Below are 15,796 nucleotides of genomic sequence, written 5' to 3' on the forward strand. Positions count from 1 at the left end.
TCATTTCAAATGAACGAAAAGACAGCTTACCTTTTGATAAACAGGGAATTAATTGTTTATCAAATGAGGAGCTGTCTTTTTGTTTAGACCAAAAGAAGCTGGTCATCTTTTAGTTCAGCACCACTATTTTTATGGAAAAGTTCCATCAAATGTGGCACAGTTAAATCTTTTTTATCTTCGCCAGAAATATCAACGACAATGTTTCCTTGATGCAACATAATCAAACGAGTGCCATAACGAATGGCGTCTTCCATATCGTGAGTAACCATAAAAGCAGTTAGTTTTTGTTCGGTGATTAGTTGTTCGGTTAACGCCATAACGGTCAAGGATGTTTTGGGATCAAGAGCCGCAGTGTGTTCATCCAAAAGAATTAATTCTGGCCGTTGTAAAGTAGCCATGAGTAAAGTAATTGCTTGTCGTTGTCCGCCAGATAATAAGCCAATTTCAGTATGAAGTCGATCTTCTAAGCCGAGATTTAGATGAGCAAGCTGTTCTTTGAAAAAGCTGCGGTCTTTTTTCTGAACGCCGCTACGAAACCCTCTTCTTTGCCCACGTAACATAGCAAGAGCTAAATTTTCTTCGACTGTCAAACGAACGGCTGTCCCCATTCGTGGATCTTGGAAGACACGGCTAATATCTTTTGAGCGTTTGGTGACTGATTTTTTTGTAATATCTGTTCCCTGTAAACAGATTTTCCCTGTAGTAGTTGGGATTGTTCCAGCGATACTATTTAAAAGCGTTGATTTACCCGCACCGTTTCCTCCGATGATTGTCACAAATTCACCGGCTTCAATGGTTAAATCAATCCCTTTTAATACGTGATTTTCATTGACGGTGTTGGCTTCAAAAATTTGGTGAAGATTTTCAATGGTTAATACAGCGGTCATTTACTTTTCTCCCCTTTCGATTTTTCTTGTGTAGCTGGAAGTTTTAGTGAAAGTTTACTGCGAACTTGTGGAAGGGATAAACAAACAACTAAGACAAGTGCTGAAGCTAGTTTTGAGTAATCAGATGGAATATTCAATTCAAATACTAGAGCCAAAATAAACCGATAGATAATAGCCCCTAAAACAATCGTGAGTAAGCGAATAGGAAGCGGGCGGTTGCGGAATAAAACTTCAGCGATAATGATAGAAGCCAAGCCGATAACGATTGTTCCAATCCCAGAGTTGACATCAGCAAAGCCGTTATTTTGTGCCAAAAGAGCACCAGATAAAGAGATACAGCCGTTTGAAATCATATAACCAATCATTTTCATGTTGTCCGTATTGATGCCGTTTGCTTCACTCATTTCTAAATTATCTCCAGTTGAACGAATCGCCAGTCCGATTTCGGTTCTGAAAAACAAAACAAGTGCGATGATTACGAAAATGATAATAATTGCAGCGGCGATAATCACCGTGTTGATTTTAGAGAGTCCGAGTGGTTGAAGCCAAGAGAAGAAGGTCTTTTGCCCAAGTAAAGATAGGTTAGGGGCATCCATTACACGGCTTGTAATCGAGTATAAGCCTGTCATGGTAATGATTCCGGCAAGTAACGCAGGGATTTTTAATTTGGTATGCAAAATGCCAGAAACAAGTCCAGCAACCACACCACCCAAAAAACCAAGTAGACTTGCTACGATAGGTGACATGCCTTGGGTGATACTGATGGCAGCGATACCAGCGCCTAGAGGGAAGCTACCTTCCGTTGTCAAATCAGCAATATCTAAGATTCGGTAAGTTAAAAATACGCCAATAGCCAAAAGCGACCATAATAAGCCTTGCGAGGTTGATGAAACAAATATAGTTAATAGATTACTCATAAAAGTATGTCTTCCTTTCAAATAGAAAAAGTGGCGCGTGTTTTTTTATTGCATTAGTTTCACGCACCGTTTTTCAGACCTCTTATTGATCTAAACGAGGCCTGAAAAAGAGTCGCACGTGTTTATTTATTTTGGTTCTTTAATGCTTGTTGGATCAATTCCTAATGCTTTAGCCATATCTTCGTTAACGATTAATTTGTACTCGTTAGCAGATTCTACAGGCATTGATTCAGGTTTTGCGTCACCGTCTAGGATTTTTGCAGCCATAGCTCCTGTCTGTTTTCCTAGTGAGTGGTAATCAATTCCGAAAGTTGCTAAGCCACCTTCGTCGATTTGTTCAACTGAACCAGCGACAACTGGTGTTTTTGTTTCCCTTGCAACTTCTCCGATAACTGGCGCCGCACTGGCAAAGGTGTTATCTGTAGGGACATAAATGCCGTCAACATCTTTGGCTAAACTTGAAGTTACTTGCTGTACATCATTTGTTGAGTTGGCCGTTAAAATTTTGACTTTTACGCCAGCTTTTTTTAATGCTTCTTCAGCAAGGTCTGCTTGGATTTTTGAGTTTGCTTCGCCGTTATTGTACATAATTCCGATTGTTTTTGCGTCAGGGACAATACTTAACAATAGTTGAATTTGTTTGTCGATCGGAACCATATCCGTTGTTCCAGTCACGTTTCCACCAGGCTCTTCGTTTGAGCTAACTAGTTTTGCTTCGATCAAGTCTGTGACAGCTGTTACGGTAATTGGAATATCTGTTGTTTCATTTAATAGAGATTGAGCGGCCGGTGTAGCAATGGCTAAAAGAAGATTAGGTTTCTCCTTCACTAATTTTTCGCTCATACTTTTTAAATTATCTTGATTATTTTGAGCATTTTGGTAATTAATTGTTAAATTGTCGCCTTCCTTGTAGCCATTTTCTTCAAGTCCTTCTTTAAATCCTTCGTAAGCGGCATCTAACGAACCATGTTTGACTAATTGTAAAACGCCAACTGTTTTTCCGTCGCTATTTTTGCCACCATCTGTGTTTTCATTTGACGTACCACATGCTCCTAACGCCAATAGTGAAATCATTCCTAATCCTGCTAATACTTTCTTTTTCATCCTAAGTCCTCCTAATTTTTCTGAAAATAAAAAATCCATTCAGACAATATGCCTAAATGGATTGAAAAGGTCGATTACAATCGTTCTCTGCTCACCACTTAGTATTGTCTACGTGGCTTCTTTTTGCAGATGCAAACTCTCTAGCCATTATAGATACAAACTCACGTTGTCCGTTTGTATCCACAATGATGAATACAAACTTATCTAAAATAGCTAAAGTAAAGATTATTCAGTTGTGTACTGTCTAAATGAGTCATAATGAACCCCTCCACAAATTGAATTGTTATCAGTATATAGGAAAAATAAATGAGCTGTCAATGAAAAGTTTTTAAATTTTCAGAATATTCACTAAAAAAGTAACTCGAAAATCGATAGAACAGTGAACATATCAAGGCTTTTCCGGGTAAATATTTTTTTAGGAATTTGGTCGGCCTGGCCGTGAAACAATCAATTTGAAGAAAAACTTTTTTTATTTATTTGAAAGGATTGTTTCATGATTAGGTGGAATTGTCACTGGATAAACTAGAATTTTTATGGAAAGTGAAGGGGGAGGAACAAAAAAGAAACGAGGAGACTAGTCATTTGGTGAGAAATAGAAAAATGAGAAACAAAAAAGTTCCACGAGGTGAGCGTGAAACTTTTCTTTCAAGCTTCACACTTACCAATCACCTGACTTATACAGAGGTCTTGGGTGAGTTCTTACGTGTGAAACATGAGTTAAACAACTAATTGTTTACTGAATTTGATTTGAATTTAATTATGGCAACAGTAGAAATTAATAAAATCCCTAAGCCGATTAATAGAGTGCTAAGCCGTTTTTCTCCGGTCTTTGGTAAAATAGTTGTCGTTTTTTTCGCTTCAGCTTTATCGCTACTAGATTGTGTTTCTTTCTTATTACTTGCTACTTGCTGTTCTACTTTTTTCCAAATAGCATCCAATTCATCGATAGTTTTCGCCGCTTCAACAGCAGCTAAGAAGGAATCCCCTTGTTCCTTTGTTAGATCCCATTTTTTACTAATAATTCTATTTGGGTCTTTGTGTTTATATGTTTATCGGCGAATGCGACCTCAGATGTTTCTTGTGTTTCAGAACTGGCTTGCTGCACAAGTGCGTCACTGCTTTGACTTAGCTGGTTGTTTTCTTCAGCGTTTGCATAAGCACTAACGAATAATGCTGGTAGTAATATGGAACTATATAGTACTTTTTTCATAAAAAGCGCTCCTTTTTGTAACATTTGTAAAATAGAAGAGCAACTCTTTCGCTATGAAAGTATAGCGCATGATAAAAAGTAGTCTGTAGAAAGGCCATTCATTGCGATGGTGGGATGAAAAACCTGACACTAAAGAAATAGGGGAGACTTCGTAAAGTATTTGAGTAAAAAATAGTTTAAAAGAGATTGTAAATGAAGTTCTTTCTATAATAATGCTTACTCAGAAAGAGGTTGAACTGTCTTTAAGTTAGAGGATAGATAAAATCAATGAGGGAAATATTCAATATGTTGCTTTTGTTTTCTTAAAGCTGAAACAGCTTAATGATTCTCTCACATAAACCCTTGACTTTCATACGAAAACAGTGTAACATGTGAAGTTGCAAAAACTATCTGATACAGAAATGAAAGCAGGAACGAAATATTGTCCGTTCCGGTTTAAATAGGGAAACAAAAGTAGAAGCTCAAGAAAATATCTTTCAAGAGAATGTTCTATTTTTGGTTTTTTTTTGCCTAAAAGCCGCAAAAAATGCTTGTTGTTACGTAATTTTAATTTATGTAATTAAAATGTAACATAGAGGCTCGGGTAGCATTTTGAAGACTTATTAGAGGAGTGAAGAACTTGGCTGGACACGTAGTAAAATACGGAAAACACCGTGAACGTAGAAGTTTCGCGAGAATCAGTGAAGTGTTGGAATTACCAAACCTGATTGAAATTCAAACAGACTCTTATCAATGGTTCCTTGATGAAGGACTTAGAGAAATGTTTGAAGACATTTTACCTATTGATGATTTTAACGGCAACCTGTCACTAGAATTTGTTGATTATGAATTAAAAGAACCTAAGTATACAGTAGAAGAAGCTCGTGCACACGATGCGAACTACTCTGCACCTTTACACGTTACGTTGCGTTTAACGAATCGTGAAACGGGTGAAATTAAGTCTCAAGAAGTTTTCTTCGGTGATTTTCCACTGATGACTGAAATGGGTACATTTATTATCAACGGGGCAGAACGAGTAATCGTTTCTCAGTTGGTTCGTTCTCCAGGCGTTTACTTCCATGGGAAAGTGGATAAAAACGGCAAAGAAGGTTTTGGCTCAACAGTGATTCCTAACCGTGGCGCATGGTTAGAGATGGAAACAGATGCAAAAGACATTTCATATGTGCGTATTGACCGTACACGTAAAATTCCATTAACTGTTTTGGTCCGTGCATTAGGCTTCGGCTCAGATGACACCATTTTTGAAATTTTCGGCGAGAGTGAAAGCTTACGCAATACCATCGAAAAAGATTTGCATAAAAATGCTAGCGATTCACGTACAGAAGAAGGGTTGAAAGATGTTTACGAACGTTTACGTCCAGGCGAGCCTAAAACAGCAGATAGTTCTCGTAGCTTACTGAATGCTCGTTTCTTCGATCCAAAACGTTATGACCTTGCCAATGTAGGTCGTTACAAAGTCAATAAAAAATTAGACTTAAAAACACGTCTATTAAACTTAACATTAGCTGAAACCTTAGTAGATCCAGAGACGGGTGAAATCCTTGTTGAAAAAGGAACAGTTTTAACTCACCAAGTTATGGAAAACTTAGGCCAACATATTGATAACGGCTTGAACTCAGTAACTTACTATCCTTCAGAAGATGGTGTTGTGACTGAACCAATGACTGTTCAAGTAATCAAAGTCTTTTCACCAAAAGATCCTGAACGTGAAATCAACGTGATTGGGAACGGCTATCCAGAAGCTGCTATCCGTACGGTTCGTCCAGCAGATATCGTTGCTTCTATGAGTTATTTCTTGAACTTAATGGAAGGAATCGGCAATGTCGATGATATCGACCATTTAGGAAATCGTCGTATTCGTTCTGTTGGGGAATTATTACAAAATCAATTCCGTATCGGGTTAGCTCGTATGGAACGTGTGGTTCGTGAAAGAATGTCTATCCAAGACACAGAAACATTGACACCACAACAATTAATTAATATTCGACCAGTTGTTGCAAGTATCAAAGAATTCTTTGGTTCTTCTCAGTTGTCACAGTTCATGGATCAAACAAACCCTCTAGGTGAGTTGACGCACAAACGTCGTCTATCAGCCTTAGGACCTGGTGGATTGACACGTGATCGTGCCGGCTATGAAGTTCGAGATGTTCATTACTCTCACTATGGTCGTATGTGTCCGATTGAAACGCCTGAAGGACCAAATATCGGGTTGATCAATAGCTTGTCTAGTTATGCCAAAGTCAACAAATTTGGTTTTATCGAAACGCCTTATCGTCGTGTTGACCGTGAAACAGGTCGTGTAACAGATACGATTGATTATTTAACAGCTGATATTGAGGATCACTATATCGTAGCGCAAGCGAACTCATTATTAAACGAAGATGGAAGCTTTGCAGAAGAGTTAGTTATGGCTCGTTCTCAGAGTGAAAACTTAGAAATTCCAATTGATAAAGTCGATTACATGGACGTTTCACCAAAACAAGTAGTTGCTGTTGCCACCGCTTGTATTCCGTTCTTAGAAAACGATGACTCCAACCGTGCCTTGATGGGTGCCAACATGCAGCGTCAAGCCGTACCATTGATTCAACCTCGTTCTCCTTGGGTGGGAACAGGAATGGAATATAAGTCAGCGCATGACTCAGGTGCCGCTTTATTATGTAAACATGATGGGGTTGTAGAATTTGTTGACGCTTCTGAAGTGCGCGTTCGTCGTGATAACGGGGCATTAGATAAATATTCTGTCACTAAATTCCGTCGTTCAAACTCAGGAACAAGTTATAACCAACGTCCAATCGTTCACCTTGGTGAAAAAGTGGAAAAAGGCGATACTCTAGCTGATGGACCTTCTATGGAAGAGGGCGAAATGGCTTTAGGGCAAAACGTCTTAGTCGGCTTCATGACTTGGGAAGGGTACAACTATGAAGATGCGATTATCATGAGCCGTCGTCTAGTGAAAGATGATGTATACACGTCTATTCATATTGAAGAATATGAATCAGAAGCTCGTGATACCAAATTAGGACCTGAAGAAATTACTCGTGAAATTCCAAACGTCGGTGAAGATGCACTGAAAGATTTAGATGAAATGGGTATTATCCGAATTGGAGCAGAAGTGAAAGATGGCGATTTATTAGTAGGGAAAGTGACACCTAAGGGAGTGACTGAACTATCTGCTGAAGAACGTCTATTACATGCTATTTTCGGTGAAAAAGCACGTGAAGTTCGTGATACTTCTCTACGCGTACCACATGGTGGTGGCGGGATTGTTCATGATGTGAAGATCTTTACACGTGAAGCTGGCGATGAATTATCACCAGGCGTAAACATGTTAGTTCGTGTCTATATCGTTCAAAAACGTAAAATTCACGAAGGAGATAAAATGGCCGGTCGTCACGGGAATAAAGGGGTTGTCTCTCGCATTATGCCAGAAGAAGACATGCCTTTCTTACCAGATGGTACGCCAATCGATATCATGTTGAATCCATTAGGGGTTCCGTCTCGTATGAATATCGGACAAGTACTTGAACTACACTTAGGAATGGCTGCCCGTCAGTTAGGCATCCACGTTGCGACACCAGTCTTTGATGGAGCAACCGATGAAGATGTTTGGGAAACGGTTCGTGAAGCCGGTATGGCAAGTGACGCGAAAACAATCCTTTATGATGGTCGGACAGGGGAACCATTTGATGGACGTATCTCTGTCGGTGTGATGTACATGATTAAATTAGCCCACATGGTTGATGATAAATTACATGCCCGTTCAATTGGACCTTACTCATTGGTTACACAACAACCATTGGGAGGGAAAGCTCAATTTGGTGGACAACGTTTTGGGGAAATGGAAGTATGGGCACTGGAAGCATACGGTGCAGCTTATACTTTACAAGAAATTTTGACGTACAAATCAGATGACGTTGTTGGTCGTGTGAAAACATACGAAGCCATCGTTAAAGGTGAGCCAATTCCAAAACCAGGTGTACCAGAATCATTCCGCGTATTAGTTAAAGAATTACAATCACTTGGATTAGACATGCGTGTCCTAGATATCGAAGAACAAGAAATTGAACTTCGTGACATGGATGACGATGATGATGATTTGATTACCGTTGATGCGTTAACAAAATTTGCAGAACAACAAAATGCAAAAGAGTTAGAAAAACAAGCTGCTGCGAAACTTCAAGAAGAGCAAGAAACGGCTGCTCAAAAATTTGAAACGGCAGAGGACACATTAGACTAAACCAGTCTTATATCTGACAAGGCGGTAAGACGCCTTGCAGATTGCCACGAAATTGAAATGGAGGGAACCCCGTTTGATCGATGTAAATAAATTCGAGAGTATGCAAATAGGTTTGGCTTCTCCCGAAAAAATCAGAAGCTGGTCTTATGGTGAAGTAAAAAAACCTGAGACGATTAATTATCGTACCTTAAAACCTGAACGCGAAGGGTTGTTCTGTGAACGTATTTTTGGTCCAACAAAAGACTGGGAATGTGCCTGCGGAAAGTATAAACGTATTCGTTATAAAGGAATCGTTTGTGACCGTTGTGGTGTTGAAGTCACACGTTCAAAAGTTCGTCGTGAACGTATGGGCCACATTGAGTTAGCAGCGCCTGTTTCTCATATCTGGTATTTTAAAGGAATTCCTTCTCGTATGGGTCTTGTTTTAGACATGAGTCCTCGTGCATTAGAAGAAATCATTTATTTTGCTTCATATGTAGTTATTGAACCAGGTGATACTAGTTTAGAGAAAAAACAATTATTAACTGAACGTGAGTATCGCGAAAAACGCGACCAATATGGTCAAGAATTCCATGCTGCAATGGGTGCCGAAGCAATCAAACAATTGTTAGACAATGTTGATTTAGATGGCGAAGTTGTAACATTAAAAGAAGAATTAAAATCAGCACAAGGGCAAAAACGGACACGTGCTATTCGTCGTTTAGACATTTTAGAAGCGTTCCGCGCTTCTGGCAATGAACCTAGCTGGATGGTCATGGATGTTATTCCTGTAATTCCACCAGATTTACGTCCAATGGTTCAATTAGAAGGTGGTCGTTTTGCGACAAGTGACTTAAATGACTTGTACCGTCGTGTGATTAACCGTAATAACCGTTTGAAACGTCTATTAGACTTGAATGCACCAAACATCATTGTTCAAAATGAAAAACGGATGCTTCAAGAAGCGGTGGATGCGTTGATTGATAATGGTCGTCGTGGCCGTCCTGTAACAGGACCTGGTAACCGTCCGTTAAAATCTTTATCACACATGCTAAAAGGGAAACAAGGTCGTTTCCGTCAAAACTTACTAGGGAAACGTGTCGATTATTCTGGTCGTTCGGTTATCGTCGTAGGGCCTAATTTACAAATGTACCAATGTGGCTTACCAAAAGAAATGGCGATTGAATTATTTAAACCATTTGTGATGCGCGAACTTGTTCAACGCGAGCTTGCTTCAAATATCAAAAACGCGAAACGCAAAATTGAGCGTCAAGAGGATGAAGTGTGGGATGTTTTAGAAGACGTTATTCGCGAACATCCAGTTCTATTGAACCGAGCACCTACTTTGCATAGATTAGGAATCCAAGCATTTGAGCCTGTTCTAGTTGAAGGTCGCGCGATTCGTTTGCATCCACTTGTATGTGAAGCCTATAATGCCGATTTCGATGGTGACCAAATGGCGGTTCACGTACCATTAAATGAAGAAGCACAAGCAGAAGCACGTATGCTGATGTTAGCTGCCCAAAATATTTTGAATCCAAAAGATGGAAAACCAGTTGTTACGCCATCTCAGGATATGGTCTTAGGGAACTATTATTTAACGATGGAAGAAGACGGTCGTGAAGGCGAAGGTATGATCTTCCGTGACATGAATGAAGCGGTAATTGCATGGCGTAATGGCTACGTTCATTTACACTCACGTATTGCGGTTGCACCTAATGCATTAGGTGATAAACCATTTACTGAATGGCAAAAAGAACGCATGATGATTACAACAGTCGGTAAGATTATCTTTAATGAAATCATGCCACCTGAATTCCCTTATTTAAATGAACCAACTGACTTTAACTTAACAGTTCAAACACCTGATAAATACTTTGTTGAAGCAGGGGTAGATATCCCTAAAGCAATCAAAGAACAAGAATTGATCTTACCGTTTAAGAAGAAAAATCTAGGAAATATCATTGCGGAAGTCTTCAAACGTTTCAAAATCACTGAAACCTCTAAGATGCTTGACCGTATGAAGGATCTAGGTTACAAACATTCAACAACGGCCGGGATTACTGTTGGGATTGCTGATATCATGGTTCTTCATGAGAAACAAGAAATCATTGATGCAGCCCATAAACAAGTCGAAACGATCACGAAACAATTCCGTCGTGGATTGATTACGGACGAAGAACGTTATGAGCGTGTAATCGGCGTTTGGAATGCAGCTAAAGATGATATTCAACAACGTTTAATGGAAAGTTTGGATGCAAAAAATCCAATCTTCATGATGTCTGATTCTGGAGCCCGTGGTAACATCTCCAACTTTACTCAGCTTGCTGGGATGCGTGGACTGATGGCCGCTCCGAATGGTCAAATCATGGAATTGCCAATCATCTCTAACTTCCGTGAAGGGTTATCTGTCTTAGAAATGTTTATCTCTACTCACGGAGCTCGTAAAGGGATGACCGATACCGCCTTGAAGACAGCCGATTCAGGTTACTTGACTCGTCGTTTAGTTGACGTAGCGCAAGATGTTATCATTCGTGAAGACGATTGTGGCACAGACCGCGGTTTAGAAATCCAAGCAATTCGTGAAGGCAATGAAATTATTGAATCATTAGAAGAACGTTTGATTGGCCGTTATACTCGTAAAACAGTCCGTCATCCAGAATCGAAAGAAGTAATTATTGGCTCTGACCAATTAATTTCTGAAGATGTGGCGCGTCAAATCGTTGATGCGGGCGTTGAAACAGTGACCATTCGTTCTGTCTTCACATGTAATACGAAACACGGTGTATGTAAACATTGTTATGGCCGTAACTTGGCTACGGGTTCCGATGTTGAGGTTGGAGAAGCAGTAGGAACAATTGCCGCTCAATCAATCGGGGAGCCTGGGACTCAGTTAACCATGCGTACGTTCCATACCGGTGGGGTTGCCGGGGATGATATCACTCAAGGTCTTCCTCGTGTCCAAGAAATTTTTGAAGCACGTAATCCGAAAGGGCAAGCAGTTATTACAGAGGTAACCGGTGAAGTTATCGATATTTCTGAAGAAGCTGCAACACGTGTTAAAGAAGTAACTATTAAAGGGAAAACTGATACACGTACGTATACAGTTCCTTATACAGCGCGTATGAAAGTAGCTGAAGGTGATTACATCCATCGTGGTGCACCATTAACTGAAGGATCAATCGAACCAAAACAATTGTTGCAAGTTCGTGATGTTTTATCAGTTGAAAACTACCTATTACGTGAGGTCCAACGTGTTTACCGTATGCAAGGGGTAGAAATTGGCGATAAACATATCGAAGTAATGGTTCGTCAAATGTTGCGCAAAGTCCGCGTAATGGATCCAGGTGATACAGATATCTTACCAGGAACTTTATTGGATATTGCAGAATTTAAAGACCGTAACTACGATACATTAGTTGCCGGTGGTGTACCTGCTACATCACGCCCTGTCTTACTAGGTATCACAAAAGCTTCATTAGAAACAAACAGCTTCTTGTCAGCTGCTTCCTTCCAAGAAACGACACGTGTCTTAACTGATGCGGCGATTCGTGGGAAGAAAGATCCGCTTCTAGGATTGAAAGAAAATGTTATTATTGGGAAAATCATCCCAGCAGGTACGGGTATGGCTCGTTACCGTAACATGGAACCAAAAGAAGCAAGTGTTGCAAGTGAGAATGTATATAGCATTTCTGATATTGAAGCACAAATGGCTGCAGAAGATGCGCTAAATAACAAATAAGAACAAAAAAACTAGAGCCGAAGATTCGCGGGCTCTAGTTTTTTTGTGCAGATAGAAAAAGTCATCGTGCAAAACACGATGTCTTTTGGTAAGTGCCCAATAAAATGGTACCTACATGCCAAATAACCCAAGCTTTAGTAAGTACCTAGTTATTAGGCACTTACTGAAGAAACTCAAGCCTGTAATTTTAATGGGCTTATTTGCCACACCACGATTGTCTTTATTTGTCATATTATTCTGAGTTGTGCGACGAGATGAAAGAACTTGATTGGGCAGTTGCTTTATCTTCTTTGGTGAGCCTTTTAGAGGAATTAACTCAAACATTGAGTCCCTCATTCACAAAACTATTTTCATTACAAGTTCAGCATTGGTTTAATAATCTACCTTGTTATATCAAGGGATATCTACCTAATTTGGTGTGCGAAACTTGAGTTAAGTATTTCTTTCATAAATGATTGAAACTCGTTCGGTAAAGATAATACTTATGAAAGTATCTGGAATTTTTTGTTAGTAAGCGTCTATTTTTCACATATGGAGACAAATAACTATTATTTGTTGAGCTTAAGGAAACTAAATAGACCGAGTGCACCTAGAAAAATATAAGTTCCCAATGATAGCTCCAATTGGGATAGCCAATCAGGATAGCGTGAACTATGGAGAGTTACTTCCATGAGAATGAGTCCGATAATTATAATGATGCTACTTGAAAGGAAAAACGGTAATGAAATACTCTTATCAAATACCAAAGAAGCTAAATAGAAAGTAAGTACCAAACTGATAAACAGAATAGTTTTCCGTAGTAAAGAATGACTATCAAGGGGGAGTGGTTCGCTGTATAACAATATCCCCAATGCAGTATAAAAGGTGGTTAGTAATACTTTGTAGTAAGTGATTGAGATCACTCCATTCCCTAGAACATACATAACAAGAAAACTAATCTGTTGAAAAACTAATTCCTAACTGTAGAATAAACCCGTCCGTATCAGGCTGAGGAGATACAACAAGCGTATGGGTATCTGTTAAAGGATATTGATTGTAGTCTGTGACATCTAAATCAATAATCATATCTAATGGTTTGTCGATGACTTGTGCTTCTTGTAAAAAATTACTAAATAGATTAATCGCTAAATCTTTATTCGAAAGTTTGTTATTTGTTTTTTTGGATTGGTTAGAGACTTCTATACTATAAGCAGTAGGGTGGACACTGTCAGCGGCAGTTGAAAAGCTCTCAATCACATGTTCTTTTGCGTGGCGAATCTCGTGCTCGATGAAATCGCCCACAACCGTTTTGGAATAGTCTACGGTATCAGCATTTTGCTGTTGTTTGATATACGCATTGCTATCTATTGGTAGACTCTCGGCGTTACTTGGGTCCTCATCAGCGAACGGTTCTTGATTTACAGCATTTTCAGTATTTTCTTTTTGAACAACTTCATGTGCTTCGTTGATTGTTTTTTTTATGCCACAGCCAGATAGTGAACAGATAATTAGTAGACTGGTTATCATTAGTTTAGATTTCATGGATGGTTCCTCCTTCAATTTTAAAGACTTTGTCACAAAGACTGTCGATATCTCGCTCATCATGACTAGTTAACAGGATAATTTTATCTTTTTGTTTTAATTGCTTGATAATCTCATGAATTTCTTTAACGCCCTGTTCATCTAAGCCGTTGAAGGGTTCGTCTAATATGTAATACTTTGGATCTTCCATAATCGCTTGAGCAATACGAAGTCGCTGTTTCATTCCTAAACTATAGTTTTTATACTTTTGGGGAAGTTCGGGACTTAAGCCGACCATCAATAGTATGTCCTTAATTCTTTCATAGTCAATCGTCTTCTGAATTTCAGCTAGGAGCTTTAAATTTTCAAAGCCGGTAAGGTTGCTAATGAATTGTGGATTCTCAATGATAATTCCCGCATCTTTTAAGAAATGTCCCTTGGTTAGTGGTTGTCCATCTATCGTGATGTTACCTCCTTGTAAGGGCATAAGACCAATCAGTGTTTTAAATAATAACGATTTACCAGCGCCATTTCGACCGATTAAGCCATAACATCTTCCCGTTTCAAATGTTAAATTGACGTCCTTTAACAAGTGACTCGTATTTAGAGTAATTGATAGATCTTTTATCTCAATCATTATATTCCTCCTGATATAAATTTTGTTTATTGGATAATAAATATGAACAAATCAGTAATAGGCCCCAGAATAGACAACTATCCATAAAATGGTTTGTTTTATCAAATAGAACAAGGTTGACTTGGGGGATAACTCGATCAGCGATATTTAGTAAAATCAAAAATAGAAAACTAAAACTGAGGCTTAATACGCTTTTGTTTTTGATGTAGCCGTGGAAAATGAAAAAGTTAAAAGTGAGAATCATGAGTAACAAATTGATAAGATAGCTAACTAATGTCCAATAGATAGAGCCACTTTGATAGTTAAAGCTGCTGTGAGTTAGATCTAATGGTGAAAGATGTAGCGTGGTGATTAAAGAAAAACCTAGTAAACAAACAAAAATAACCGCATAAAGGATGCTTTTTTTTAAGAAGAATAGAAAGTATTCTTTGTTATTTTGTATGCGCGTTTTTAAAAATGTGTGAAAAGATAAAGGAATCTGCAAGAATCGAACCGAATAAAGAATGCCCAACAATTGAATGCAAATAGGCATGATCAATTGTTTTATATCCTTTAATTCTAGATAAGAAATCCCTTGTTCGCTTTTGGGCGTATAGTAGCCTAAAATTAGTTGTAGAAGATCCCATTGGTTACCTGTTAGTCCATGATTATAGGTAAGTGTTTCAAAGGTGTCACTCGTCTGAGAGAGAAATAGGTAGATAAATAGTGAGTAGATGATAATGAATCCAAGTGTTTGTTTGATCATTTTTATTTTCATATGATTATTCTCCGTCTATAAAAGTAGAGTAAACCTAATACTGAGCAGCCTAGTGGATAAATCGTATAGGTCCAAATATCAGTTATTTTACTGTAATAACCTGTGAAAGGAGTATATAAATTCAACCAAGCTAGATTAAATGTGCCGCTTAATTGAAAAGTTACGAGTGAAATCCCTAGTGGAACTAATACAAATAGATAAAGATTGTCCTTAGTAAATAATGTGATGACACAAAATAAAAGACTATAAGAGAAAATAATTGGTAAATCGTTAATAATTGCAGTTGTTATAAAGTAGTACATAGGGCGTCCTTCAAAGAAATCAGAAGGTAAAAGATGATTAAATATGTACGAGGTTGACTCTAAAGAGAGATCAGTAGTCAACGGTGTAATTTGATTGAAGGTAACGTAAATTAAAATATGCCCCAAAGTAAAACTTAATGCACTAATAAAGGCGTAGCCAAGCATTGAATGAACGAGCGCCCGATAATAATTTTTAAATCGATTTCTGCCGAAAACAAAGTATGAATGTAAGTCTTCTTTGAATCGTAAGGTATTTAAGAGAATGAAGATAGGATAGGCGACTGCTAAAAATGAGGTTTGTAAATTGATTGCATTCCATTCTAAAACGAATATAATCATCTGTTCTTTTAAACTATAATTTTTTGCAGAACTATAGGTTGATTCTCCCATAAAAATATCCCAGGTAGGAATGACTTCATAAAGAAGATAGGCTCCATAGACTAATAAAGGAATACCGATGATTGTTATGAGTAGGATTTTATTTGAGATGATTCTTTTTTTGTACATAAGAAGCTCCTTTTTTT

At 38.4% G+C, this 15,796-nt stretch carries 12 protein-coding genes; 3 read left to right on the plus strand and 9 right to left on the minus strand.

Going from position 1 to position 15,796, the window contains the following annotated elements:
- Positions 1-83 precede the first annotated feature (83 nt).
- The 3 genes from IGI37_RS01575 to IGI37_RS01585 form a co-directional block, all read right to left on the minus strand.
- Positions 84-887 (minus strand): ABC transporter ATP-binding protein, encoded by an 804-nt coding sequence (locus IGI37_RS01575; protein ID WP_438759655.1) that lies wholly within the window; start codon positions 885-887, stop codon positions 84-86.
- Positions 884-1,804 carry an ABC transporter permease gene (locus tag IGI37_RS01580; protein ID WP_438759656.1) on the minus strand — a complete coding sequence of 307 codons (921 nt, stop codon included), beginning with the start codon at positions 1,802-1,804 and terminating at the stop codon, positions 884-886. The genes IGI37_RS01575 and IGI37_RS01580 overlap by 4 nt, the downstream gene beginning before the upstream one ends.
- 126 nt (positions 1,805-1,930) lie before the next feature.
- Entirely contained in the window at positions 1,931-2,908 is a 978-nt protein-coding gene (locus IGI37_RS01585; RefSeq protein ID WP_438759657.1) for an ABC transporter substrate-binding protein, read from the minus strand.
- Positions 2,909-3,508: 600 nt separating this feature from the next.
- Between IGI37_RS01585 and IGI37_RS01590 the strand changes: the two genes are divergently transcribed.
- Entirely contained in the window at positions 3,509-3,637 is a 129-nt protein-coding gene (locus IGI37_RS01590; RefSeq protein WP_438759658.1) for a hypothetical protein, read from the plus strand.
- Here IGI37_RS01590 and IGI37_RS01595 read toward each other — a convergent pair.
- Positions 3,634-3,846 (minus strand): LPXTG cell wall anchor domain-containing protein, encoded by a 213-nt coding sequence (locus IGI37_RS01595; RefSeq protein ID WP_438759659.1) that lies wholly within the window; start codon positions 3,844-3,846, stop codon positions 3,634-3,636. The genes IGI37_RS01590 and IGI37_RS01595 overlap by 4 nt on opposite strands.
- 59 nt (positions 3,847-3,905) lie before the next feature.
- Complete coding sequence (locus IGI37_RS01600; protein WP_438759660.1) at positions 3,906-4,118, minus strand: hypothetical protein; 213 nt, start codon at positions 4,116-4,118, stop codon at positions 3,906-3,908.
- A gap of 619 nt (positions 4,119-4,737) precedes the next feature.
- Here IGI37_RS01600 and rpoB point away from each other — a divergent pair.
- Positions 4,738-8,355 (plus strand): DNA-directed RNA polymerase subunit beta, encoded by a 3,618-nt coding sequence (gene rpoB / locus IGI37_RS01605; protein ID WP_438759661.1) that lies wholly within the window; start codon positions 4,738-4,740, stop codon positions 8,353-8,355.
- Positions 8,356-8,428: 73 nt separating this feature from the next.
- Entirely contained in the window at positions 8,429-12,076 is a 3,648-nt protein-coding gene (gene rpoC, locus IGI37_RS01610) for a DNA-directed RNA polymerase subunit beta' (RefSeq protein WP_438759663.1), read from the plus strand.
- Between the two features lie 933 nt (positions 12,077-13,009).
- Here the strand turns inward: rpoC and IGI37_RS01615 are convergent.
- Genes IGI37_RS01615 through IGI37_RS01630 form a run of 4 tightly spaced genes read right to left on the minus strand, consistent with a single transcriptional unit; the run spans position 13,010 to position 15,779 of the window.
- The gene (locus IGI37_RS01615) at positions 13,010-13,597 is read right to left on the minus strand and encodes a hypothetical protein (protein ID WP_438759665.1); all 588 of its coding nucleotides are present in this window, start codon (positions 13,595-13,597) and stop codon (positions 13,010-13,012) included.
- On the minus strand, positions 13,587-14,213 hold the full coding sequence (locus IGI37_RS01620; protein ID WP_438759666.1) for an ABC transporter ATP-binding protein: 627 nt from the start codon (positions 14,211-14,213) through the stop codon (positions 13,587-13,589). The genes IGI37_RS01615 and IGI37_RS01620 overlap by 11 nt, the downstream gene beginning before the upstream one ends.
- On the minus strand, positions 14,206-14,970 hold the full coding sequence (locus IGI37_RS01625) for a hypothetical protein (RefSeq protein WP_438759667.1): 765 nt from the start codon (positions 14,968-14,970) through the stop codon (positions 14,206-14,208). The genes IGI37_RS01620 and IGI37_RS01625 overlap by 8 nt, the downstream gene beginning before the upstream one ends.
- Positions 14,967-15,779: a hypothetical protein gene (locus IGI37_RS01630; RefSeq protein ID WP_438759668.1), complete on the minus strand. Its 813-nt coding sequence runs from the start codon at positions 15,777-15,779 to the stop codon at positions 14,967-14,969. Before IGI37_RS01630 ends, IGI37_RS01625 begins: the two co-directional genes overlap by 4 nt.
- Between the last annotated feature and the right edge of the window lie 17 nt (positions 15,780-15,796).

Source organism: Enterococcus sp. AZ194 (genome assembly GCF_051713825.1).
Classification (GTDB): domain Bacteria; phylum Bacillota; class Bacilli; order Lactobacillales; family Enterococcaceae; genus Enterococcus_K.